15 protein-coding genes are annotated in these 24659 nt (G+C 62.9%); 9 read left to right on the plus strand and 6 right to left on the minus strand.

Going from position 1 to position 24659, the window contains the following annotated elements; translation table 11 throughout:
- Positions 1-160: 160 nt before the first annotated feature.
- The 6 genes from IAE37_RS16355 (at position 161) to hemB (ending at position 12090) form a co-directional block, all read left to right on the plus strand.
- The gene (locus tag IAE37_RS16355; RefSeq protein WP_201175216.1) at positions 161-2302 is read left to right on the plus strand and encodes a type I secretion system permease/ATPase; all 2142 of its coding nucleotides are present in this window, start codon (positions 161-163) and stop codon (positions 2300-2302) included.
- Positions 2299-3717: an HlyD family type I secretion periplasmic adaptor subunit gene (locus IAE37_RS16360; protein ID WP_201175217.1), complete on the plus strand. Its 1419-nt coding sequence runs from the start codon at positions 2299-2301 to the stop codon at positions 3715-3717. Before IAE37_RS16355 ends, IAE37_RS16360 begins: the two co-directional genes overlap by 4 nt.
- A gap of 3 nt (positions 3718-3720) precedes the next feature.
- Positions 3721-4497: a hypothetical protein gene (locus tag IAE37_RS16365; RefSeq protein WP_201175218.1), complete on the plus strand. Its 777-nt coding sequence runs from the start codon at positions 3721-3723 to the stop codon at positions 4495-4497.
- Positions 4498-4823: 326 nt separating this feature from the next.
- Complete coding sequence (locus IAE37_RS16370) at positions 4824-5591, plus strand: hypothetical protein (protein ID WP_201175219.1); 768 nt, start codon at positions 4824-4826, stop codon at positions 5589-5591.
- Positions 5592-5663: 72 nt separating this feature from the next.
- On the plus strand, positions 5664-10952 hold the full coding sequence (locus IAE37_RS16375; RefSeq protein WP_201175220.1) for a S8 family serine peptidase: 5289 nt from the start codon (positions 5664-5666) through the stop codon (positions 10950-10952).
- Between the two features lie 163 nt (positions 10953-11115).
- Complete coding sequence (gene hemB / locus IAE37_RS16380; RefSeq protein ID WP_201175221.1) at positions 11116-12090, plus strand: porphobilinogen synthase; 975 nt, start codon at positions 11116-11118, stop codon at positions 12088-12090.
- Between the two features lie 26 nt (positions 12091-12116).
- On the opposite strand, the gene IAE37_RS16385 is transcribed toward hemB, so the two are convergent.
- Positions 12117-13073: an AraC family transcriptional regulator gene (locus IAE37_RS16385; protein WP_201175223.1), complete on the minus strand. Its 957-nt coding sequence runs from the start codon at positions 13071-13073 to the stop codon at positions 12117-12119.
- A gap of 108 nt (positions 13074-13181) precedes the next feature.
- Here IAE37_RS16385 and IAE37_RS16390 point away from each other — a divergent pair, with 108 nt between their 5' ends.
- Together IAE37_RS16390 and proP are read left to right on the plus strand one after the other, a co-directional pair.
- A complete protein-coding gene (locus tag IAE37_RS16390; protein ID WP_201175225.1) occupies positions 13182-14015 on the plus strand; it encodes an oxidoreductase in 834 nt (277 codons plus the stop codon).
- Between the two features lie 260 nt (positions 14016-14275).
- Positions 14276-15781: a glycine betaine/L-proline transporter ProP gene (proP, locus tag IAE37_RS16395; RefSeq protein ID WP_201175226.1), complete on the plus strand. Its 1506-nt coding sequence runs from the start codon at positions 14276-14278 to the stop codon at positions 15779-15781.
- A gap of 7 nt (positions 15782-15788) precedes the next feature.
- Here the strand turns inward: proP and IAE37_RS16400 are convergent, their stop codons facing one another.
- From IAE37_RS16400 to IAE37_RS16420, 5 genes are all read right to left on the minus strand, one after another.
- Positions 15789-16490 (minus strand): YoaK family protein, encoded by a 702-nt coding sequence (locus IAE37_RS16400; protein ID WP_201175228.1) that lies wholly within the window; start codon positions 16488-16490, stop codon positions 15789-15791.
- Between the two features lie 9 nt (positions 16491-16499).
- Positions 16500-17129, minus strand: a complete 630-nt coding sequence (locus tag IAE37_RS16405; protein WP_201175230.1) for a riboflavin synthase subunit alpha — start codon at positions 17127-17129, stop codon at positions 16500-16502.
- 128 nt (positions 17130-17257) lie between these two features.
- Positions 17258-20242, minus strand: coding sequence for an autotransporter outer membrane beta-barrel domain-containing protein (locus IAE37_RS16410; RefSeq protein WP_201175232.1), 2985 nt, complete (start codon positions 20240-20242; stop codon positions 17258-17260).
- Positions 20243-20337: 95 nt separating this feature from the next.
- Positions 20338-22404 (minus strand): maltose alpha-D-glucosyltransferase, encoded by a 2067-nt coding sequence (gene treS, locus IAE37_RS16415; protein WP_201175234.1) that lies wholly within the window; start codon positions 22402-22404, stop codon positions 20338-20340.
- Between the two features lie 141 nt (positions 22405-22545).
- Entirely contained in the window at positions 22546-23472 is a 927-nt protein-coding gene (locus IAE37_RS16420; protein WP_201175235.1) for a LysR substrate-binding domain-containing protein, read from the minus strand.
- Positions 23473-23601: 129 nt separating this feature from the next.
- Between IAE37_RS16420 and gtdA the strand changes: the two genes are divergently transcribed.
- Complete coding sequence (gtdA, locus tag IAE37_RS16425) at positions 23602-24657, plus strand: gentisate 1,2-dioxygenase (RefSeq protein ID WP_201175236.1); 1056 nt, start codon at positions 23602-23604, stop codon at positions 24655-24657.
- Positions 24658-24659 lie beyond the last annotated feature (2 nt).

Below are 24659 nucleotides of genomic sequence, written 5' to 3' on the forward strand. Positions count from 1 at the left end.
CATTGGTACCCACTCGCTGTTAATTAATTATAAGAACATTCCTACAGTTGTTTTATTTTTTCGGAAGCTTCCTGCAACTTGCTGAGCATTATGTAAGGCCGTAATAGCGATATCGAGCACTATTATTGTTTCATGTGCAACTTTCACATGGAGTGAAAAAGTGTGGGATGAAACTGCATCGGCCAATCGATACGCGCAAGACAGCGGTCTGGCTTGCCTTGTCTTACTGGCGCGCTATCACGACGTTGCCATTTGCCCCAAGCAATTGGCCCACCGATTCGCAAGCAGCGAGCAAGTTCTTTCTCTGACCGAGATTCTCCAGGCTTTCCAGCAGGCCGGGCTCAAGGCAAAACATCGGTCCAGTGACCCGGCGCGGCTGAAGCACCTGCCGCTGCCGGTCGTGGCGGTGGACAGCCAAGGCGGGTATTTCGTCATCGCCCGCATGGAGGGCGAGCAGGTACTGGTGCAGGATCCCCGAGTCTGCACGCCGCAAGTCTGGACACTGGCGGAACTCAAGCGCCGCTGGGCAGGGGATCTCATCCTGGTCCGTTCGCAAGCCGCCTTACCGCGAGGGCTGGAGCGCTTCGACCTGACCTGGTTCATCCCAGCGGTGATCAAGTACCGCAAGTTGCTTGCCGAGGTATTGCTGGTTTCATTGGTATTGCAAGTGCTGGCGCTGGTTACGCCCTTGTTCTTCCAGGTCGTGATGGACAAGGTGCTGGTGCATCGAGGCTTGACCACGCTGGACGTGATTGCCATGGGTTTGTTGGCCGTATCAGTGTTCGAGACTCTGCTCAGTTGCCTGCGTGGTTATCTGTCGGCACATACGGCCTCGCGGATAGATGTGGAATTGGGTGCGAAGTTGTTCCGGCACTTGCTCGAACTCCCGCTTGCCTACTTTCGGGCGCGCCGGGTAGGTGACTCCGTTGCCCGGGTACGAGAACTGGAAAACATCCGCAGCTTTCTCACCAGTAACAGCATCACTTTGTTATTGGACGTTTTGTTCGTCATCGTATTCATTGCGGTGATGTTTCTCTACAGCGGCTGGCTGACGATGCTGGTCATCGCTTCATTGCCGTTGTATGTGCTCGTGTCACTGGTCGTCACGCCGTTGCTGCGTGAACGCATCGACCGCAGTTTCCAGCGTGGCGCCGAGAACCAGGCATTTCTGGTCGAGGCGGTCAATGGCATTGACACGCTCAAGTCCATGGCTGTGGAGCCGCAGGTCATTCGGCGCTGGGACGACCAGTTGGCGGCATACGTGGCGGCCGGTTTGAAGACACAGACGCTCGCCAATCTGGCCCATGAAAGTATCGCTCTGATCGGCAAGCTGGTCACGGTCGGCACGCTATGGGTGGGCGCTCGCCTGGTCATCGAAGGCGAGCTGACCGTCGGTGAGCTGATTGCCTTCAACATGCTCGCTGGCCGTGTAGCGCAACCGATCATGCGCATGGCCCAGCTCTGGACCAGCTTTCAGCAAACCGGCATGTCGATCCGGCGCTTGGGCGACATCCTCAACAACCGTACCGAAGTCAGCCACGGCGCGCAGTTGCCCACACTGGCCGGGCGCATCGAGCTAGACCGGGTTTGTTTCCGTTACCGCCCGAACGGCCACGAGGTGCTGCGCGACATCAGCCTCAAAATCGCCCCTGGCGAGGTGATCGGCGTCGTCGGTAGATCCGGCTCCGGTAAAAGCACCCTGGCGAGGCTGCTGCAGCGGCTTCATTCGCCGGAGCGCGGCCGCGTGCTTGTCGATGGCGTGGATCTGGCACAGGCCGATGTCGCCTCCCTGCGGCGGCAGGTCGGAGTGGTGCTCCAGGAGAACCTGCTGTTTCGCCGCAACGTGCGCGAAAACATTGCCCTGGCCCATCCGGCAGCGTCACTCGAGGCGGTGATCGCCGCCGCCACCTTGGCGGGTGCGCATGAATTCATCCTCGAGCTGCCCGATGGCTACGAGACGCTGATCGGTGAGCACGGTGCGAGCTTGTCGGGTGGCCAGCGGCAACGGATCGCCATCGCCCGAGCGCTCATGGGTGAACCGCGGATTCTTATCTTCGATGAGGCCACTAGTGCACTGGATTACGAGTCCGAGCGCATCATCCAGGAAAACATGGCTCGAATCTGCGCCCAGCGCACGGTCATCATCATCGCCCACCGGTTATCGGCGGTGCGTCACGCCGATCGCATCGTGGTGATGGAGCGCGGCCAGGTCATCGAACAGGGAGCGCACGATGCCTTGCTGAGCAATCCCCAGGGCACCTATGCCTATCTGTACCGGTTGCAACAGGGAGCAGGGGCATGAAGGAGGCTCTGCTCGACCTCGTGCAGCGCTATCGGCAAGCCTGGCGCACCGCTTGGCGGCGACGCGCTGACGCGCGGGACGATCGACGCAATGCAGACGAGCTGGCCTTTCTTCCCGCTGCTCTGGCTTTGCAAGAGACGCCGGTTCACCCACTGCCGCGCCAAGTGCAATGGACCCTGCTGGCCTTGATCGGCCTGGCCCTGGTTTGGGCATGCGCTGGTGAAATCGATGTGGTCGCCAGCGCGCAAGGCAAGATCGTTCCGAGCGGCCGCAGTAAGGTAGTCCAAGCCAGCGAGGTGGCGATCGTCGAGGCGATCCACGTGGTGGATGGGCAAAGGGTGGGCAAGGGCGAGTTGTTGATCGAGCTCGACGGAGGGCTTACCACAGCCGAGATCAAGCGCCTGAACAGCGAGCTGCTGGCGGCACAGGTCGACCGGGCTCGAGCCCAGACGTTGCTGGCGGCAGTCGACACCCAGCAGCCGCCCGCTTCGCTGGCAGCCCTCATCCCGCAGGCCTCGTTACCCCAGCAAGTTGCCGCGCAACGCTGGTTGGAGGGGCAGTACCTGGAGCTGCACACCACCCTCGCACAGGTAGACGCTGAAATAGCCCAACGGGCTGCAGAAATCCGCTCGGCGCAGGCGCGCGCGCAAGCCCTGCAACAGCTGCTGATCATCACTCGCCAACTGACTGCCGACTACCAACAGTTGTTCAGCGAGTCGGCGGTTGCCAAGCACACCTATCTGGAAAAGCGACAGGCGCTGCTGGACCAGGAGCGTGAGCTGACCCTCCAGCACTGCCGAATCGAAGAGCTGGGCGCTGCACGTCTGGCGGCCGAGCATCGACGCCAGGGCGTGATCGCCCAGTTGCGCCGGGCCATGCTCGACCTACACGGCGACGCCGATCGGCGCATTGCCACACTCAGCCAGGAGGTGTTCAAGGCCGAGCAACGCCATCGGCTACGGGCACTCACATCGCCGGTCGACGGCACGGTGCAACAGTTGGCCATCCATACCGAGGGCGGAGTGGTGACACCGGCGCAAGCGCTGATGGTGATCGTGCCCGTCGACCAACCGGTGGAGGTGGAAGTGCAGGTCGATAACAAGGATGTCGGCTTCGTGCATCCCGGCCAGGCCGTGGAAGTGAAGATCGAGACCTACACGTTCACCAAGTACGGCGTGGTGCCAGGGGTTATCAAAAGTGTGTCCAGCGACGCCATTGAAGATGAACGACGTGGGTTGATTTACAGCGCACGGATCGAACTGGCGAAAAGTGCCTTGCGGGTGGGCGACAAGGATATGCCCTTGACCCCTGGTATGGCGGTGCGGGCCGAGGTGATGATCGATAAACGTAAAGTCATTAGTTACTTCCTTAGTCCGCTGCAGCGGCATGTCAAGGAAAGTCTGGGGGAGCGTTAGCGTATGCTCAAAGAGCTGCTGATCTGGTTGTACGTCATAAGTTGGCAGGTGTTGCGGGCTTGCAGCGCTGTACTGCTGCTAATAGCAGCAGTGCTGTACGCCGGTGCCGTGGCTCAGAGTCTGTATAAATCCATGAACTATGTGTACGTGCCGAAAGACCCTGTCGTCTGCGGAAAAATGGCAGGCGAAGTGTATAGATTTTCCCGGCTTTATTTCCCTTTTTGGCCTGAGTATGAGGGCGCGAGCTCATTTGATCCTGACTTCGTAAATAATAAAAAGGGCTGTGATGCGAATCTGCGTTCGGTCTTTTTGTCGATGACCTGGCCAGGGTTGGAGCCGGCCGAGGACCGTTTGATCTTCGAGCAGGGCTTGGATCATGAAGGGCTATTAGTTGGGGTCTCGCCCATAAAGGGTCGCGGAGGTGATTTGCGGCTCCAGCGTGATCACTTACTTAGCAAGATGCCGCCAGAAAACACACTAAAAAGTTACGATCCAGTAATGAATCTCTATCGTGCAGATGCTTTCAGTCGTGGTATGGCACAAGAGAGTATGAGGATCTACTGGAGTGAGAGTGAAGGCGAAGTTACGTCGGTGTTTGACTGCTATTGGAGGCCCAGTGAACCGAATTTTTTTGCGTGCAAAATGACGTTTGTAGTATTCGATGCCTTGCTGGTGGATGCGATCATGCGCACTGATAAGTTGTGGCGGTGGGAAATGATCAAGGGAGAGCTCGAAGGTTTTTTGATTCATGCAAAGAAGAAAGTCGTTCAATTAAATTGAAAGGGCTGGGTGAAAAAGAGAGGGGTGCGAATGAAAAGAGATGCATGTATGTGGTGCTGTATCATCGTCTGGAATGCATTAAGAGTAATTGTTTTATTCGCTTTAATGATGACGCCCACTGGTATGGGGGTGGTGGCGTATATCATGAAAGTATTTCAGAGTGCTGGAGCTGAGCTTTTTCCATAGGTGTGTCCGTGTCGGATAGGAAAGATTTGTATTTTAACTCTGCGGGGAGGTGATGATGATCGATAAACGCAAAGTCATTAGCTACTTTCTTAGTCCGCTGCAGCGGCATGTCAAGGAAAGTCTGGGGGGAGCGTTAGCGAATGCTCAAAGATCTGCTGGTCTGGTTATACGTCATAGGTTGGCAGGTGTTGCGGGCTTGCAGCGCTGTACTGCTGCTCTTATTGGCAGTGCTATATGCCGGTGCCGTGGCTCAGAGTCTGTATAAATCCATGAACGATGTGTACGTGCCAAAAGACCCTGTCGTCTGCGGAAAAATGGCGGGCGATGTGTATAGGTTTTCCCGGCTTTATTTCCCTTTTTGGCCGGAGTATGAGGGCAAGAGCTCATTTGATCCTGACTTCGTCAACAACAAGAAAGGCTGTGATGCGAATCTGCGGTCGGTCTTTTTGTCGATGACTTGGCCAGGGTTAGAGCCGGCCGAGGACCGTTTGATCTTCGAGCAAGGCTTGGAGCATGAAGGCCTGCTAGTTGCAGTTTCGCCGGTCAGGGGGAAGGGGGGAGATCTCGTGCTCCTACGGGATATTTTACTGGACAAGATGCCCGCAGAAGAGGCACGCAATTCGGGATTTGATCCGTCACTGGCTCTATACAGTGCAGAAGGGCGAAATCTGGCATTCGGACAAGGAAGAAAACGTATCTACTGGCACGAAAGTGACGGAGAGGTTACTACGGTGTTTGATTGCAACTGGAAACCCACTGAGCCGCATTTTTATTCATGCGGAATGAACTTTGTTGTGTTCGGTGGCGTGCTGGTTGAAGCGAATATGCGTACTGAAAAACTACCGCAGTGGCGGGTGATTAAATCTGAGTTGGAAATTTTTCTCATGAATAGCAAAACGGCGAGGTGATTTATGTCAGGTTTGATAGAGGAAGATGTGAAGCATGCCCGGGAAATTTTCCAAGGTAAAGGTGTAAGGGCTATGTATGATTACTTGGCGGGGAAGGGTGATCGCTATGCAGTGCTTGCAAATGGCGTCGCACGGGGAAACTCGATAGCAGGCATTGCGGCGATTGATTTCATGAAGCGTACCGAGGCCGCCGCAGGTCGACCCATGCAGGAGGCGGACATTGAAAAAGTTAGAGTTGAGATGGCAAAAGCTTATCTGGGTTTGCTGGATGATAAGGTCAGAAAAGGAGAAATCGGTAACGATATTAATCACGTCGAGGTTTGGGGATTCCATACCAAGGTCTTCGAAGATCTAGGCAGATCTAAAGATGCCTGGACGCTCAATACCGTTTTTGAGTTGAGGCATCCGGATCACCGTGAGGACTACTGGCGAACTGTGCTGGAGGCGGCAGGGAGCACAAGTGCCGAGTTCTGGTTGTCCTTTCAGACTGATAGTGCCGTCGCGTATTCCACTGTGGTCGCGCCCGAAGCCTTGCAAAGCATGGCAAAGTCCTGGAAAGCGCGCATCGACTCGCCTGAGGGCATTGGCTCCTTTGTAGTTGCCCTGGGCAAAGTATCGGCCAACGGGATTCAGGGGGTCGTTTCCGACCTCATTACTGCGGACGACCCGGCACCGGCCGCCACGCTCAAGATCGAAATCACCCCCACCACCGAGTCCCGGCGCGACCTGCAAGGCCAGGACGACCTGCGCAATGACGTCTCCGCTGGCTTCGTCAAGCGCCGCCTGACCCACAGTATCGCCTTCACCGACAATACCCTGAACAACACCGATTTCACCTCGGCCCAGCTGGGCAGCCTGGCCAGCGGTGGCATCCGTCCGGGCGAGTTGCAGGCCGACCCCAATGTGCGCCCCAATCAGCACTTGTCGCAGTTCTACCGTGAAGACGCGACCAAGCCGGACTTCAGCCTACGAAACGCCGCCGTACTCAATGGGCTGGCGGCCATGACCACCGTCAACACCTTCGTCGACCCCTTGCTGTTCGACCTGGGCGGGCAAGGGGTCGGCATGACCGGTATGGAGGATGCTGTACTGTTCGACGTCGACAACAGTGGCCAGCTGCGTCGAACGGGCTGGGCCGATCGGAACACCGGGATGCTGGTGCATGACGATGGCAGCGGGCAGGTTTCAAGCGTGCGCCAACTGTTCTCCGAGTACTATCAGGGACAGCCCGGCAGCAATGGCGCACCAGGCGAGGCACCGTTCGCGGATGGCTTTGCAGCTTTGCGCAGTGTCGATGCCAATGCAGATGGCGCGATCACCCCCGCAGACCCGATATGGGCCCAATTGAAGCTGTGGATCGACGCCAACCATGATGGTCGCGCCGAGGGCGCCGAACTCAAGCCGCTTGCCGAGCTTGGCGTGAGTCTGATCGGCGTCGGGCAGGTGCAGTCGGTGGGTGAGGTACGCCAGGGCAACGAAGTCATTTCCCGTGGCACATTCTTGATCGATGGTGCGCAACGCGAGGTGCTGGCGGTACGGTTTCTCGCCGACAGCGTCGGCAACCTGGCAGATGTTCAGCCGCACGCCACGCTGTTGACCTCCACCAGCGGCGACATCAGCCGGCGCGCCTATCTCAGCACCCGCGCCGAGGGTAGCGAGCTGGATGCGGCCTTGCTGGGCGTCGACACGTTGCAAGGCGGGGCCGGCGACGATGTGCTCAAAGCCGCACCGGGCGGCAGTTGGCTGGTGGGCGGTGGTGGCAGCAATACCTACGAAGGCGGGCCGGGTGACGATGTGCTGGTGATCAGCGCCCGCGACCAGCAGGCCAACATCCGCGGCAATGGTGGTCGCGATACCGCGCTGATCGTCGGCGAGCAGGGCGTGGGGCTCAACCTGGCCGAGGCCGGGCTGACCATCGCCCAAGGTGGGCGAGGCAAGGACGTGATCATCAGCGGCGGCCAGCGCGGCGTTTTCATCAAGGGAGGCTCTGGCGACAGCTTGCTGATCGGGGGCGCGGGCAATGACGTACTGGTGGGCGGAACGGGTCGCAACACCATACTCGGCGGCACCGGCAAGGCGGTGATCTATGCCGGACCCAGCGGCGACCATATCCAGGCTTCAGCAGCCGGCAGCATCATTCACGCTGGTGGTGGCGCAGATCGGATCATTGGCGGCGCTGCGGACGATGTCATCGAGGCCGGGCGCGGTAATGCCGTGATAGACGGGGCAGGCGGGGTCAACGTGGTCAGCCTGCATGGCAATCACGACGAGTATCTGATTACCCGTACCGTCACCGGTTACCAAGTCAGTGACCGGCAGACTGGGCGCGATGGAACGCTTACCCTGAGCAACGTCCAAAAGCTCAGCTTCGCCGACATTGCCGCAATCGACCTCCAGGGGGCGGCCGCGATGCCTATCGGTGACACCCTGGCGCCGACCCAAGCCGCTGCGTTCGCCACCTCAGCCGGGACTTTGATCGTTCCCGCCGCGGTCCTGCTTGCCAACGATCTCCCGCTTAGCGGCGTCGGGCCATTGCGCATCGCTTCGGTGAGCGATGGCAAGGGCGCGGCGGTCAGTTTGAACGCGCAGGGCGATGTGGAAGTCCGGGCCGATCCTGGCCATGACTCCGACATCACCTTCCGTTATGACCTGGTCGATGCAGCCGGCCAAGCCTCGCTGAACGTTACGGAGACCACCAGCGGCGCATCGGCACCGTTACGGGCCACGGTGACTTTGCGCCATGACCAGTCGCCCGCAGACCCCTTGGCTGCCCGTCAATGGTACTTGCGCGAGATCGATGTTCAGCCGGTGTGGCGAGACTTTACCGGCAAGGGCGTGCGCATCGGGCAGTTCGAGCCCGGCGGTGACTTTGCGGTCGCGCCTGAAGTGTTCGACATCCAGCACCCGGATCTCAAGGCCAACGTCGATGACATCTGGCTGAGCACCCAACGCCGCAATGGCTCCTTGCCAGCGCTGGCCTCCAATCACGCGACCCAGGTCGCGGGGGTGATGGTTGGGGCGCGCAACGATCAAGGCGGCATCGGCATTGCTTACGACGCCAAGATCGGCGGGCATTACCTGGCCAACAAGGGCGACGATCTCACCAGCCTGGGGCAGATGGTCAACTATGACGTGGTCAACCACAGCTGGGGGTTCAAGACCGATTTCGCCATCGGCAACGTCCCCGAGGGCAAGATCGATACCTCTCTGGCCCTGGCATTCAGCGCAACGCTAGCGGCCACCAATGGCCGCGGCGGGCTCGGCACTATCGTGGTCGCTGCAGGCGGCAACCAACGCGAGCGGGGTGGCAGCGCGCAAGGCTCGCTGATCAACAACAGCCGGTATGCCATCGAAGTAGCGGCGGTCAACGCCAAGGCCGACTTGTCGGTGTTGCAAGTGACCAGCGCGCCTTTCTCCAATCCCGGTGCCAGCCTGCTGGTAGCCGCGCCAGGCAGCCATGTACTGTCTACCGGCGTCAGCCTGGAGGCCGAGCGGGGCTCGATGGTCGGTAGCGCCTATGGCACTACCCAGGGCACCAGCTTCGCCGCACCGATCGTCTCCGGTGTGGCCGCGTTGATGCTCCAGGCCAACCCAGGGCTCGGTTACCGCGATGTGCAGCAGATCTTGGCACTGTCGGCGCGCAAGGTCGACGACGGCAACAGTGCCTGGGCGTATAACGCTGGGAGCAATTGGAACGGCGGCGGTATGCGCGCCAGTCACGATTACGGGTTTGGCATGATCGATGCCCGCGCAGCCGTTCGCCTCGCCCAATCCTGGCCAGGCCAGGCGACTAAAGCCAACGAGCGGCAACTGGCCGCCGCCAGCGAGTCGCTTGCTCAGGTAATAGCGCCCGGGAAGGTTGGCACCTTCTCCTTGAGTATGCCGGCCGGCGTGCTGGTGGAGCATGTCGAGGTCGACATTCATTCGCAGGTCGGCCGATTAGGTGACATGACCCTGACTCTGATTTCACCAGGCGGTGCTCGCAGCGTGTTGTTGCAACGTTCAGGTAAAGCGCCGGGTTCGGCGGACGATGATGTGGGCAGCTTACGTTCGGGCGTATTCAAGTATGCCTTCATGTCCACTCATCATCGGGCAGAAGGCTCGGCTGGCGATTGGCGCCTTGAGGTAAGCAACGCCATAGGCGGCCTGCCCATGACCCTGGACCGCTGGGATCTGCGTGTTGTCGGCAGCCAGGTGACCGCTGATGATGTGTATTTCTACACCGACGAGTACCCCATGGCCTTGAGCCAAGAACCTGCACGGGGTGCGCTCGATGACGCCGTCAACGGTACTGCCGGTGGGCGCAATACCCTCAACGCGGCAGCCCTCAGAGGCCGCGTCTCGATCGATCTGGCCGCTGGCACCGCCACTATTGCCGGTGCGGCGCTAACCCTGGCTCCGGGCGCGGTACACAACCTGATAAGCGGAGATGGCGACGATATGCTGATTGCCGGCGCGCAGGGTGCATGGCTCGACGGTGGCCGTGGCAGCAATCGACTCAGGGGTGGCAGCGCAACGGATCGCTACGTCATCCACAGGCGAGCAGGGGGTAGTGATGTCGTCGAGCAGTTCGAGCTGGAACGCGAAGTCGTCGACCTCATCGGCTTTGCCGAGCGGACATTCACTGATTTGCAGATCAAGCAGGAGGGCAATGCCGCGCTGGTCGACCTGGGCGCGGGGCAGACGTTGCGCCTGGCCGACCGGAGCGCGGCGCAATTGCAGCCGAGCCACTTCCGTTTCCTGGAAGGTCCCATGGCCGCGCCTGGCTACTTCGACGGCAGCCAGGACAAGCCACCGCAAGCGCCCACCAGCGGCACGGTGTTACTCGAAGGGGGCGCGCAAGGGGTATCGCTGTCTTCGGACGCCTCCGGGCAGTTCGTGGCTGCGTTGACAGGGACGATCTACAGCCCTCCCAGTGTCGCCCCGAGTATCTTCGTGGTGGCCAAGCAAGATGATGTCAGCGATTACCGCAATGCAGTGCGCGGCTTTCGCCACGGCATCGACAAGATCGACCTGAGCCAGACGGGCATCACCCGCTTCGAAGACTTGCGCCTGAGCAAGGACGAGCGCTTCCAGCTGAACGGTTTCGCGCAGATTCACGGGGTGACCGTCTCGGGTCAGGCCAGCGACTTGAAACTGTTGTACCTGGATGCGTTGGAACTGGCCCAGGTAACGTCCGAAGACTTCATCTTCGCCTCACCTGTGCCGCCTGCGATGTCTGCGGCCACGTTGCCGCCCCTGCCGAACCTGGCCAATCTGCTCGATGCCATGGCTGCGTTCAACCCTCAAACCGCCGATTCGCTGCCGCTTGGCACAGCGCCGACTCAACCTTGGGATTCGACCCTCGCCGTTGCTGCCTGACCTTGGCGGGTAACCGCAGCCCATCACCGACCAACGGTGGTGGGGCTATAGCCGAGCCCAGCGCGTGGTTGCACGGGACGCAATACAGATTCTCGGTATTAGCTCTTTTCACTAGGCCTCGACAGGCTTATGGTGTACGCCGTTCAAATTCCCTGGAGCTGTCATGTCCAACCTTTTTCCTGCCGTTCGTCCACGCCGTCTGCGCCAGAACGAGTCCCTGCGCACGATTTTCCAGGAGACCGAATTCCGCCTCGAAGACCTGATCCTGCCGATCTTCGTCGAGGAAGGCATCGATGATTTCGTGCCGATCACCAGCATGCCGGGCGTCAACCGCATCCCGGAAAAACTGCTCGCCCAGGAAATCGAACGCTACGCCCGTGCCGGCATCAAGTCGGTGATGACCTTCGGCGTCTCGCACAACCTCGACGCCACCGGTAGCGACACCTGGAACGAGAACGGCCTGGTGGCGCGCATGGCGCGTACCTGCAAGGACACCGTGCCGGAAATGGTCGTGATGTCCGACACCTGCTTCTGCGAATACACCAGCCACGGCCACTGCGGCGTGCTGCACGACCATGGCGTGGACAACGACGCCACCCTGGCCAACCTGGGCAAGCAGGCGGTGGTCGCAGCCGCGGCCGGTGCCGATTTCATCGCGCCATCGGCAGCGATGGACGGCCAGGTCCAGGCGATTCGCAGCGCCTTGGACGGAGCGGGTTTCCACGACACCGCGATCATGGCCTATTCGACCAAGTTCGCCTCGTCGCTGTATGGCCCGTTCCGTGAAGCTGGCGGCACCGCGCTCAAGGGCGACCGCAAGAGCTACCAGATGAACCCGATGAACCGCCGCGAAGCCGTGCGCGAATCGCTGCTCGACGAGCAGGAAGGGGCCGATGTGTTGATGGTCAAGCCGGCCGGCGCCTATCTCGACGTGATCGCCGACATTCGCGCTGCCTCGCGTCTGCCGCTGGCGGCCTACCAGGTCAGTGGCGAATACGCGATGATCAAGTTCGGCGGCCTGGCCGGCGCCATCGACGAGGGCCGTGTGGTGCGTGAGAGCATCGGGGCGATCAAGCGTGCCGGTGCCGACCTGATCCTCACTTACTTCGCCATGGACCTGGCGCGCGAAGGCATCTGACCGAGCGAGCGCCTGGCCCCTGGCGCTCAATGCGACGACACGTACTCTGCCCCGGCGAAGGCCGGCGGCAGGGCGAAGCTCTGGCGCATGCGCCGCGCCTCGGCCGCCGGCGCCAGGCCGAAGAGCCGTTTGAACTCCCTGTTGAACTGTGACGGGCTGGCATAGCCCACTGCGTAGCACGCGGTTTCGGCCGTCTGCCCTTGGCGGACCATGAGCAGGCGTGCCTGATGCAGGCGCGTGGACTTGAGGTACTGCATCGGCGAAGTGCCGGTGATGGCCTTGAAGTGGCTATGGAAGCTCGGCACGCTCATGCCAGCCTCGCCCGCCAACTGTGGCAGGTCGAGCGGCTGTGCATAGCGGGCGTGGATACAGCGCAGCGCCTTGCCGACCTTGCCGAAGTGCCCCTGCATCGCCAATGCCGCCCGCAGCGCCTCGCCCTGGGGGCCGGTGAACACGCGAAAGTACAACTCCCGCACCAGGCTCCGGCCAAGGATGGTCGCATCCAGCGGCCGGCCGAGCGCTTCCAGCAAACGCACCACGCACCCCTGCAACGCGGCATCCATGGGGCTGGACATCATGCTCTGCGGCGCATGTTCCTGCAGCGTTGGCTGGAACTGGCCGATCTCCACCAGCAACTCGGCGGCCAGCTGGAAGTCCAGGTGCAGGTAGATGGCCAACAGGGGGCGTTCCTGCGTGGCCTCGGTTTCCATGGTGAACGGCACCGGTACTGCGACCGCGAGGTAGTGCTGCTCGTCGTACAGATAGACCTCGCCACCGAAGTATCCGCGTTTTCGCCCTTGGCAGACGATCACGATACCGGGGTCGTAAAGCACCGGGGTGCGGGCCAGGGGGCGGTCCGAGCGTAGCAGCCGCACGTCCGGCAGGGCGGTCAGGTTGTAGCCTTCTTCAGGAGCCAGATCACCGAGCAGCGTCAACAGGCGCTGCCGCTCGGTCGCAGCAGGTGCTCGGGTGCTGGGTGGCATTGGGGGTGGCTTCATAGAAATAGGCAAGAAATGTCGGGAATCCAGGCTGATGGAAGCTAGCACGACTGATTATCGTGCATCCAGGTCAACCATCACTGGAGCGGATTCATGTCATCTATCAAGACCCTGTTCATCACCGGCGTCAGCAGCGGCTTTGGCCGGGCATTGGCCCAGGAGGCGCTGGCCAGCGGCCACCGGGTGGTCGGCACCGTTCGCAGCGCGCAGGCCAAGCAGGACTTCGAGGCACTCGACCCGACGAATGCGCTGGGGCGCTTGTTCGAGGTCACTGACTTCGAGGCCATCGATGCGTTGGTGGCGGATATAGAAGCCAGCGTCGGGCCCATCGATGTGTTGGTCAACAACGCAGGCTATGGCCACGAAGGGGTGGTGGAGGAGTCGGCGCTGGGCGAGATGCGTCGACAGTTCGACGTCAACGTGTTCGGTGCGGTCGCCGTGACCAAGGCGGTACTGCCCTACATGCGCGCACGTCGGCGTGGGCACATCCTCAACATCACCTCGATGGGGGGTTACATCACGATGCCGGGCATCGCCTACTACTGTGGCAGCAAGTTCGCCCTGGAGGGGATCTCCCAGGTGCTGGGCAAGGAAGTGAAGCCATTCGGCATCCACGTCACCGCCGTGGCGCCCGGTTCGTTCCGCACCGACTGGGCGGGGCGCTCGATGAGCCGCACGGCGCGATCGATTGCCGACTACGACGCGTTGTTCGACCCGATCCGCCAGGCCCGCCAGGAAAAAAGCGGCAAGCAGCTCGGCGACCCGGTGAAAGCGGCCCAGGCGATGCTGGCCGTGATTGCCAGCGAAGCGCCACCGGCGCAACTGCTGCTGGGCAGCGATGCGCTGGCCCTGGTGCGCGAAAAGCTGGCATCGATGGCCGCTGAAATCGACGCCTGGGAAACGCTGTCGCGTTCGACCGATGGGTGAACGTGTTGGGGCCGCTTTGCGGCCCATCCGGCCGGTCCGGCGCCCCGGCAAGGCCGCTCCTACACCGGGAGGGGAATCACGGTCGGAGTGGCTTTGGCCGCGAAGAGCCTGATGTGGAAAAAATACGATTAACAGTCAAGACTTACAGGGTTACAGGCAAGCAGCAGTGAATTTTTTCGCGTTCTCTCGTATCTGATGCATAGCACCGGGCCATCAAGACGATCACGCCCGGGGAACTGTGAAGCACAAGGGATTCAGGCATGAAATCACGCAAGAAAAGCGTCAAGCCCATCGGCCTCAAGGACATCACCATCGTCGACGACGCCAAGATGCGCAAAGCGATCACCGCAGCGGCACTGGGCAACGCCATGGAATGGTTCGATTTCGGTGTCTATGGCTTCGTCGCCTACGCCCTGGGCAAGGTGTTCTTCCCCAACGCCGACCCCAGCGTGCAGATGATCGCCGCGCTGGCGACCTTCTCGGTACCGTTCCTGATCCGGCCGCTGGGCGGCTTGTTCTTTGGTGCGCTGGGCGACAAATTCGGGCGGCAGAAGGTATTGGCCGCGACCATCGTGATCATGTCGCTGAGTACTTTCGCCATCGGCCTCATACCGTCGTACGCGACGATCGGCATCTGGGCGCCGATCCTGTTGCTGCTGGCGAAAATGGCCCAGGGTTTCTCGGTGGGCGGCGAGTACACCGGTGCCTCGATCTTCGTCGCCGAATATGCCCCTGACCGCAAGCGCGGGTTCCTTGGCAGTTGGCTGGATTTCGGCTCGATCGCAGGCTTCGTCCTCGGTGCCGGGGTGGTGGTGCTGATCTCCACCATCCTCGGTGAAGAGAAGTTTCTCGAATGGGGCTGGCGCCTGCCGTTCTTCCTGGCCCTGCCGCTGGGCATCATCGGCTTGTACCTGCGTCATGCCCTGGAGGAAACCCCGGCGTTCCAGCAACACGTCGACAAGCTCGAGCAAGGCGACCGCGAGGGCCTGGCCTCGGGGCCGAAGGTGTCGTTCAAGGAGGTCGCCACCCAGCACTGGCGCAGCCTGATCACCTGCATCGGCGTGGTGATCGCGACCAACGTCACCTACTACATGCTGCTCACCTACATGCCCAGCTACCTGTCGCACAACCTCCACTACAGCGAAGACCACGGGGTGCTGATCATCATCGCGATCATGGTCGGCATGCTGTTCGTGCAGCCGCTGATCGGCCTGCTCAGCGACAAGGTCGGCCGGCGCCCGTTCATCATCATCGGCAGCATCGGGCTGTTCGCCCTGGCCATTCCGGCGTTCATGCTGATCAACAGCGGGCAGTTGGCGGTGATCTTCGCCGGCCTGCTGATCATCGCCGTGCTGCTCAACTTCTTCATCGGCGTGATGGCCTCGACGCTGCCAGCGATGTTCCCCACGCACATCCGCTACAGTGCGCTGGCCAGCGCCTTCAACATCTCGGTGCTGATCGCCGGCCTGACCCCGACCCTGGCCGCGTGGCTGGTGGAGAGCAGCGGCAACCTGTACATGCCGGCCTACTACCTGATGGTGATCGCGGTGATCGGCCTGCTGACCGGGGTGACCATGAAGGAAACCGCCAACAAGCCACTGCGTGGCGCGGCGCCGGCGGCCTCGGACATCGAGGAGGCGCGCGAGTTGCTGCAAGAGCACCACGACAACATCGAGCAGAAGATCGAGGACATCGACGCGCAGATCGCCGAACTCGAAGCCAAGCGTACGCTGTTGGTGCAGCAGCATCCGCGCATCCAGGAGTGACGCGTGCTCAGCGCGGCATGTAGCCGCGCTGCCAGGTGCGCGGGATGAAGCGCGACACCAGGGCCAGCAGGCAGGCGAGGGCGCAGCTGCCGGCCAGCGCCTGCAGGCCCAGGTGGTGCTGCAGCCAGGCGCCGAGGGCGGCGCCCAGCAGCATGCCGGCCCACGGCACCAACTGCACCCGCCAGCCGCTGCGGCGTTCGCCGAGCAACCAGCGGCCCAGGCCGCGACCGAAGCGCGACAGCGCCCCGGTGACGTAGGTCAGGCCGATGGGCAGGCCATTCACCTGCTCGACCACCGCGTTGATCATGCCCATGGCCAGCGTTGTCGCCAGCAAGGCCGGAAAGCTCGCAGCGAAAGGCCAGGCTGCGGCGCCCGCCAGCAGCGCTGCCACCACCAGCAGGACCGGCCAGGCCCGCCGCCGGAAGGCCCGCGCAAGTATCACGCCCAGCGCATTGCCGACGACGAAGCCCACTATCGCGCCGCTCAGGCGCAGCACCAGGGCGATGTCCGCCTCGCTGATGGCCACCGCCAGGCGCGTGGTGTTGCCGCTCATGAACGACACGAAGTCGCCCAGCGCCAGCAGGCCGATGGCATCGGTCATGCCGGCCAGCACCGACAGCCCGGCGACCAGCCCAAGGCCGACGCGCCCACGCAGGATCTGCAGACGCAGGCGCCGGGCGTTGCGCGTGGGGAGGGTAGTGGGCAGCATCGGCAGGCCTCAGCGCAGCAGGTTTTCGCGGGCCAGGGTGCCTTTCAGGGTGCGTTCGACCACATCGACCAGGACCATGGTCTGGTGGTCCACCTCGATGTTGAGCAGTTCACCAGCGTGATACCGAGCGAAGGTGGTCTGGCGCAGGGTTTCCGGGATCAGGTTGATGGTCACCACGCCATCCTCGACATCGGCCACGGTCAGGCTGCAGCCGTTGACGCCGAGAAAACCGCGCGGGAACACGTATTTGGCCCACTCGGGGGGCATGCGGAACTTGATGAAGGCGCCGGTTTCCTCGATCGACAGCTCGACGATCTCGGCTGTGCAGGCGATGTGGCCAGCCATCAGGTGGCCGCCGATTTCGGCGTTCATCTTCGCAGAACGCTCGATGTTGACGCCCTGGCCGGCGCTGAGAAAGCGCAGGTTGGTGCGCTCGAGGGTGGCGGTCATGGCATCGAAACGGACCTGGCTGCCGTCGATCTCGGTGACCGACAGGCAGGTGCCCTCGACGCTGACGCTGGCGCCGATTTTCAGCTCGTCGAGCAGCTCGGGGGTGAGGTCGATGGTGAACTGGTTGTGGCCGGGGTAGCGGGTCACATCGAGGAGGGGGCGCACGGCCTGGACGATGCCGGTGTACATGGTGTTGCTCCTGGGCACGGAATGGAAAGCTTTCGAAAGCTATGCCTCTGGAGCGGTAAATGCAAGGTGGCTGTACGGGCCCTTTCGCGCCGAACCGCCGCGAATACGCCCGCACAGGTAATGCAAATTCAGAACCGCAACTGCCACTGCCCAACCAGCGCATGGTTGCGGCTGTTGCTGCCCAACTCCCCGCTATACCCCAAGCCAACGCTCTGCCGCGCACTCAGCCCCAGGTCCAGCCCGGCCTCGACCAGCAGGCTGTCGCGATCCAGCGCGCTGCCCTCGACACTGAAGGCATCGCCGCCGGCCAGGAATGCCTGGCGCGTGCGGGTATCGACGCTGCCGTACACATGCCGCCAGCCCAGGCTCGCCCGTGGCGTCAGGCTCATGCCGTTGGCCAGTTGCCCGAGGTGGGCCAGGCGCACGCCGAAGGTGCTGGTGAAGTTGTCCTGCGTATCGGCGTCCACTGCCAAGGCCGCATCGCCGCCTTTCTCGCGGTAGCTGTCGCGGTGGTAGCGCTGGTAGCCGAGGTTGGCGAACGGCTCGGCGCTGAGGCGGCCACGGCCCATGGCATAACCCAGCTCGACGAAGGCCTGTTGGCTGTCGGCGTCGTAGTCACCCTTGAGGCGCTCGTCGAAGCCACTGAAGGCGACGTCGCGCTTGCTGTCGCCATCATGGCTGCTGTATGCCGCGCCCAGGCGCACGGCCAGTGGGCCGCTCTGGTGCTGGGCATACACGCCTGCGTGCCAGCTGCGCACGGTACCGTCCAGGCCGCTGCTGTCCAGGCGCGTGCGCGAGTAACCGCCGAGCACGCCCAGCCGCCAGTCGCCGTCCAGTGCCCAGTCCACGCCCAGCACGGCACCGCCGGTACGCTGTTCGAGCGCGCTGGCACCGTGGCTGCCATCGACCTTGCCGTAGCTGCCCAACGCCTGCGCCCAGAGGCGTCCCTGGGCGTTCGGGTCGTTGAGGTTGCGTGCCTCGCGAGGTACCCCGGTGGCCGCCAGGGCCGGACCGTCGCCGTCGTTCATGCCCACCAGCAGCCCGCCGTTGCTGCCCATCGACTGCATGGCGCCGAGCATGGTGCTGCCGACCTGGGAGGTGCCGGCCATGGTCGCTGCCGCCAGGTTGGCGGTATTGCTGCCCGACAGCTGCTCCATGGCGTTGCCGGCACTGGCCGCCGAGGTGCCGAGCACGGCGTTGTACAGCCGGCTATCGTGGCCGAGGCTACCCAGGCTGCGGGCGGCCGCCGCACCACTGGCGCTGCCTGCATAGTCTTCGAAGGCCACGTCGTTGCGGTTGTAGGCCAGTTCCACCGAGGTGGCGGCGTAGCTCAGGGTCGGCGTGAGGAAGGCATAGTCACTGGTGACCTGGGCGAAGCTGCCGTTGACCGCAGCGGCGGTCAGCACGGTGTACTGGCTTTGCCAGGGGTATTGGCCTGGGGTTGGCTGGATACGCAAGGTGGCACCGTCCAGGTTGGCGCTGCCCGCGACGCTGATCGGTGCGCTGCTGCCATCGGCATTCACGCCGTAGACCAGGGTCGAGCCCTTGCCGAAACTGAGGTCGCCCTGGACCTTGGCCACACCCAGGCCGGTGTTGGTGAGCAACGTGCCGTCGACTTGCAGGCCGCCGACCGAGCCGCCACCGGCATAGGTCGCGCCCTGCTCGACGAGCATCTGGCCGAGGATGCTGCCTTGGTTGACGAGAGTGGCGCCGGCATTGACCACGCCGCCTTCGCTGAAGTCATCGATGCTGGTCAGGGTCCAGCTGCCGCCGCTGACCTGCAGAGTCTCGAAGTTGGCACTGTTGCCGAAGTTGCCTGTGCCGTTCAGGGTCACGCTGTCGATGCCCTCGCCGCCATCGACCAGGCCCTCGAACACCCCGCCAGTCTCGACCACCAGGGTGTCGTCGCTGGCGCCCATGCTCAGCGCCAGGCCATTACCGCCGCGGATCGTGCCGCTGTTGATCACGGTGTCGGCGAAGTCGCCGATCAGCTTGATGCCGAAGCCGCTTTGGCCCTCGATGAGGCCGGCGTTGCTGATGCTGGTGGCGGCGACCCCCGAGCCTTCGGCGCCGTCATCGACCAGAATGCCGTTGTCGACGCTGCGGATGATGCCGCTGGCGGTGTTGATCACGGTGCCGCCGCCCATGGCGATGCCTTCGCTGCCGTTGGGCCGGCCGCCGCTGTCCACGCCCTTGGCGCCCAGGCCCTGGATGGTGCCGGCGTTGTACACGTAGCCGAGGTTGTCGATGTCGACGCCGTCGCCGTCGCCATTGATCTTGCCGTCGGCGATGGCCCCGGTGATGGTGCCCCAGTTGTACACCGTGCCGCTGCCATCGGAGCCGAAGCCCGAGCCGTTGCGCCCGGTGACACTGGCGCCGGCGTAGTTATAGAGGGTGGCGTCGGTCTTCAGGTCGATGCCGTGGCGGTCGGCGCTGATGGTGCCGTGGTTGTAGATGGTGACGCCGGTGGCGGTGCCGATCTTGATGCCGTCCCACTTCTGGTCGAGGCCGTCCTCGTCCTGTGGCGCGGTGTCTGTGTAGATCAGCCCGTAGTTGGTGATGGTGGCGTTGGAGCCGGTCTTGATCGCGTCGTTGCCCACGGCATGGATCACCCCCGTGGCCTGGTTGACCAGGGTGGTGGTGAAGGCTGGATTGTCGAGGCTCTCCAGGTCGATGGCCTGGCCCTCGACGGTCGACTCGATGGTGCCGGCGTTGATGATGCTCAAGGTGCCGCCCGCGCTCGGGTTGGTCTGCAGGCGCAGGCCGTCGTTGCTGCCCTGGATCAGCGCCCCAGCCTGGTTGTCGATGAGGTAGTGGCTGAGGTCTTCGCCATCGTCCTTGCTGTCGATGCCACGGCCATCGGTGGAGGCGATGATGCCTGCGTTGCCGATGCTGACGGTGGCGCCACTGGTGTGCTTGGGCAGGATCACGCCGTCGTCGTCGCTGGCCACGATGCTGCCGTCGCTGGCAACCACCAGGGTGTCGGACTTCTTCAGCTCGAGGGTCTCGGTGGTGGCGCTATCGACCCGATAGTCCTTGGCGAAGGCGTCGGGGGCGAGGGTAGCGCTGGCCAGTGCGATGCACAGGGCCAGGCGATGAGGCGTGAAATGCATTGGGCGACCTGGGTTCGTTGGACAAGGCCGCCCAATATGGCCATTGGATATTACGGTTTCATTGATTGCCTCGGTGTTTTATTTCATTGTCGCTGTCAGACATGGCCACTGCTGCTGACGATCCGCAGGCACAGTGCCTCGTAAGGGTCGAGGTTGATCATCAGCCGGCCATCTTCGGTCAGGTCCCCCTCGAGCGTCTCGTTGATCATGTCCACCACCGGACCCGGGGTGAAGCCGGTCAATTGCAACTCCTCGGCGATCACCTCCTGGCTGAAGTTCAGCGCGCTGATCTGGATGCCTCGGCCCGCCGGCAGCTCGTGCACCATCACCAGCAACCCCAGGCTGCTCACCTCGGGCACCAGCACCTGGCGGCTGGTGGCGATGCCGTAGGCCTGGCGCACCGCCAGCAGCTTCTTCACCTTGCAAGCGAACGAGCCGGGGTTTTCCAGCTGGCTGTCGAGGCTGCCGTACAGCGCCCGGGCACGGGGCATGCCGCGTACCGACGCCTGGGCCTGGTCGTCGAGCCCTGCCAGATCGTAGCCGCCGCGGTGGATCCAGCGGGTGTCGCCATCGGCCATGCGCTCGGCGACCTGCTCGGCGGCCAGCGGCAGGGCGCCGACCAGGTCCCAGCCGGACAGCGCGACCACGCCCGGTTGCATGGCGTTGTACATCACCAGCAGCAGGTGCACCTTCTGCACCCGCTCGATATCCGCCGCGCTGATCTGATCCAGGTCGCGAATGCCCAGCGCTGCGGTGATCAGGCTGGCGGTGGTGCAAGAGATACCGTTGGTGACGAAACGCAGGTTGTAGGGGGCATGCTCGCCCGACAGGCGTTCGTAGATTTCCTCGCGAATGTGCTCGCGCAGGATGCTGCCGGGCAGGGTCTGGCCCTTGTACATGAACATGTCGTGGGCATGCAGGGTCCAGAAGTGCACCAGCTCGACGGTCAGTTCGTCGTGGTTCTGCAGGGCATGGATCAACGACGCCGGATCGATGCCGAAGGCATGCATCTCCTTGAGCATCAGGCGCAGGAATTCGGTGTCGCCGGTGAGCAGGGCATGCTGGTAGGCCGGCCGGGTGATGAAGTCATAGGACAGGTCGGCGCCGCCCTTGGACATCTGCGCGATGTCGTCCAGGGTCAGGTTGAGCTCCTGGAAACTGAAGCCGCCGGCCTTGCGGATCATGCCGCCGATCAGCTGGTTGCCGACGATCGACAGGGGGTGGCTCTCGGACCAGGCCGGGCCGTCGGCGCGGCTCTCGACCCCGAGAAAACCGTTGGCATCCAGGCGCAGGCCGCGCGCGCCCAGGCAGTCCAGGGCATGCAGGGCATCGCCGATGATCATCTGCTGGGCGGCGAAGGTCGGGTCCAGCCAGTTGAGCGAGGGTTGGCCTTCCTTGAAATAGTGCAGGTACACCCAGCGCCGGGTCTTGCCATCTACGCCGGTGATCGGCGCGGTGGCGCTCCAGTCGGTTTCCTTGACGCCAGGCTCGAAGAAGATCACCCGTTGCAGTTGGCCGACGATGTAGTGGCGCAGCTTGAGTTCGTCGCACAGGGCCGGCAGCAGGTTGACCGCGTCCCGGCCTGGCGGCACCTCGGGCAGCAGATGCCAGTCCTCTTCGCGTATCTCCACCATGTGGTAGAGGCCGGGGTAGGCGCCATGGGCCATTTCCGCCAGGCGAAAATCAGCACCTTTGCCCGTGTGCGAGGGGATCAGGTCGTCGATGGTCACCGCATTGTGCGCGGCGGCCATGCGGCTCATGTGCACCAGTTCCTGCTCGCTGCCGTAGAGCGGGTCGATGTCGAAGCCGATGCGGTCGAAGTTGCCGTCGATGCTGGGTGTGTAGTCGCGGCCACGCATACCGCCGGATTGTTTGATGGGGCCGGTGTGGATGCCTTGCACGCCCAGTTCCGAGAGGCGTTTCCACAGGGCTTCGTGGCCCAGGGCGGCGAGCACAGAGCAGCCTTCGGGGGCGATGATGGCGTCGGGGTAGACGGTCAGCCACACCGAGGCGATTTCGGTGGCGCGGCGGGGCTGGGCTTCGGCGTAGGGGTTGATCCACAGACGCGACTGCCCGGAATACTGACGGGCGCGGTCCTGGGAAGCCTTGAGCATGGAGCGGTCTTCGAGCCACTTGACGTACGATGGGTCGGGTTGGGTCATTGCGCGTCCTCTTTGCGTGTCGGCACCGGCCCAAGTTAAGACGATATTGCGAGTGGAACGTTCGGCTGGGGTTTGGTGGGTGCCTTCGCGGGGCAAGCCCGCTCCCACAAGGCGGGCTTGCCCGCGAAGAGGGGGTAGTGCTCAAACCTTGCGAATCGGTTCATGCGCCGCCCTGCGCAAGCTGTCCAGCAAATCAAGCACGGCGCCCTCGATATGCGGCTCGTCCCGCCAGCACATGCCGATCGAGCCTTCCGCTTCCAGCGGGAAGTCGAGTTGGCGCAACAGCCCACGCCCATGGAAGTGCTCGGCCACTCGCCCCGACGCCACCGAAAGCATGTCGCTGTTCTGCATCAACCACAGGTTGGCCATCAGCGACGACGACTCGATACGGCAGGGCAGGGGCTTGCGCCCGGCGTTGCTCAGCGCCGCATCCAGGCGGTTGCGGATCGGCGTGGCCGGTGGCCACAGCACCCAGTCGTACTGGTACAGGTCATCCCAGCTCAACGCCGTGCGCTGCAGCAACGGGTGATCGGGGCGGGCCACCACCTGCATCGGCTCGCGGAACAGCATCTCGCTGTGCAGCGCCTGGCTCGGCTGATAGTTGTCGACCCGCCCGACCACCACGTCGAGCTGGCCCAGTTGCAGGCGCTCGAGCAGCACGTTCATGGTGCTTTCCTGCAGCGAGACATGGGCCTTGGGGTGTTTTTCGAGGAAATACAGCATGGCGTCGGGCACCAGGCTGGGCGCCGAGGCCGGCGAGGTGCCGATCGCCACGTTCGGCGTGTTGCCCTCGCGCAAGGCGTCGAGGTTGCTCTGCGCACGCTCCATTTCACTGAGGATGCGCCGCGCATGGTTGACCAGCAACAGGCCCTCCGCGGTGGGCCGCAGGCCACGGGCATGGCGCTCGAAGAGCAGGGCGCCGGCGTCTTCTTCCAGTTCCTTGAGGAACTTCGACAGCCCCGGTTGGGTGGTGTAGGCCTGCCGTGCGGTATCGCTCAGGTTGCCGGTTTCGGCCAGGGTGACCAGCAGCTGCAGGTGGCGGGGGCGCAGGCGGCGTGTCCAGTGCATGGCGATGACTCATCTTGTTTTAGGTATGGGTGCATAAGAAAATATCATTTTTTCTATATGTCACGCAGGCGTTTAATCGGCTTCACACAGGGTGCTCGACGCCCGTTACAGCCCACCACAGGTGAAGCGATGAATAACAATGACGCCATCGGCGCTGCACGTGCCGAATTCTATCAACGCATCGACAGCCAGGCGCTGTTCCCGCTGTGGGAGCAATTGCACAACCTGGTTCCGCCCCAGCCCACCAGCGCCTGCGTGCCTGCGCTCTGGCGTTTCAGCGAAGTGCGTCCCCACCTCATGGAAGCCGGCCAGCTGATCAGTGCCGAAGAGGCCGTACGCCGCGTTCTGGTGCTGGAAAACCCTGGCATCCGCGGGCAGGCCTCGATCACGCCGAGCCTCTATGCCGGGCTGCAGTTGATCCTGCCGGGCGAGATCGCCCCCAGCCACCGCCACAGCCAGTCTGCCTTGCGCTTCGTGGTCGAAGGCCGTGGTGCCTATACCGCCGTTGACGGCGAGCGCACCACCATGCATCCGGGCGACTTCATCATCACGCCGTCCTGGACCTGGCATGACCACGGCAACCCGAGCGAGGCCGAAGGTGGCGAGCCAGTGATCTGGCTCGACGGCCTGGACATCCCCACCGTGCGCTTCTTCGGTGCCGGTTTCGCCGAGAACTACCCAGAGGCCGTGCAGCCGGTCAGCCGCCCCGAGGGTAATAGCCTGGCCCGCTACGGCGCCAACATGTTGCCGCTGCGCCACCAGGTGCAAGGCGTGACTTCGCCGATCTTCAGCTACCCCTACGCCCGTACCCGCGAGGCCCTTGCCACCCTGGAGCGCCAAGGCGAGATCGACGCCTGGGACGGCGTCAAGCTGCGCTACGTCAACCCGGTCACAGGGGGCTGGGCGATGCCGACCATCGGCACCTGCATGCAGCTGTTGCCGCGAGGCTTCGTCGGCAAGACCGCCCGCTGCACCGACGCCACCGTGTACTCGGTGGTCGAGGGCCGTGGCCGGGCGGTCATCGGCGGCCAGGTCTTCCACTTCGAGCCCAAGGACACCTTCGTGGTGCCGAGTTGGGCGCCGCTGAGCCTGCAGGCGGACGACGAGTGCGTGCTGTTCAGCTATTCCGACCGGCCTGTCCAGGAAGCCCTGGGGCTGCTGCGCGAAAGCCGCGAAAACCATTGAAC

It is taken from the genome of Pseudomonas sp. S31 (assembly GCF_016648105.1).
Classification (GTDB): domain Bacteria; phylum Pseudomonadota; class Gammaproteobacteria; order Pseudomonadales; family Pseudomonadaceae; genus Aquipseudomonas.

Excerpts from the sequence above, each read along its gene's own strand:
- IAE37_RS16360 (WP_201175217.1), top strand. The coding sequence starts at position 2,299 with ATGAAGGAGGCTCTGCTCGACCTCGTGCAGCGCTATCGGCAAGCCTGG.
- IAE37_RS16365 (WP_201175218.1), top strand. The coding sequence starts at position 3,721 with ATGCTCAAAGAGCTGCTGATCTGGTTGTACGTCATAAGTTGGCAGGTG.
- IAE37_RS16370 (WP_201175219.1), top strand. The coding sequence starts at position 4,824 with ATGCTCAAAGATCTGCTGGTCTGGTTATACGTCATAGGTTGGCAGGTG.
- IAE37_RS16375 (WP_201175220.1), top strand. The coding sequence starts at position 5,664 with ATGTATGATTACTTGGCGGGGAAGGGTGATCGCTATGCAGTGCTTGCA.
- hemB (WP_201175221.1), top strand. The coding sequence starts at position 11,116 with ATGTCCAACCTTTTTCCTGCCGTTCGTCCACGCCGTCTGCGCCAGAAC.
- IAE37_RS16385 (WP_201175223.1), bottom strand. The coding sequence starts at position 13,073 with ATGCCACCCAGCACCCGAGCACCTGCTGCGACCGAGCGGCAGCGCCTG.
- IAE37_RS16390 (WP_201175225.1), top strand. The coding sequence starts at position 13,182 with ATGTCATCTATCAAGACCCTGTTCATCACCGGCGTCAGCAGCGGCTTT.
- proP (WP_201175226.1), top strand. The coding sequence starts at position 14,276 with ATGAAATCACGCAAGAAAAGCGTCAAGCCCATCGGCCTCAAGGACATC.
- IAE37_RS16400 (WP_201175228.1), bottom strand. The coding sequence starts at position 16,490 with ATGCTGCCCACTACCCTCCCCACGCGCAACGCCCGGCGCCTGCGTCTG.
- IAE37_RS16405 (WP_201175230.1), bottom strand. The coding sequence starts at position 17,129 with ATGTACACCGGCATCGTCCAGGCCGTGCGCCCCCTCCTCGATGTGACC.
- IAE37_RS16410 (WP_201175232.1), bottom strand. The coding sequence starts at position 20,242 with ATGCATTTCACGCCTCATCGCCTGGCCCTGTGCATCGCACTGGCCAGC.
- treS (WP_201175234.1), bottom strand. The coding sequence starts at position 22,404 with ATGACCCAACCCGACCCATCGTACGTCAAGTGGCTCGAAGACCGCTCC.
- IAE37_RS16420 (WP_201175235.1), bottom strand. The coding sequence starts at position 23,472 with ATGCACTGGACACGCCGCCTGCGCCCCCGCCACCTGCAGCTGCTGGTC.
- gtdA (WP_201175236.1), top strand. The coding sequence starts at position 23,602 with ATGAATAACAATGACGCCATCGGCGCTGCACGTGCCGAATTCTATCAA.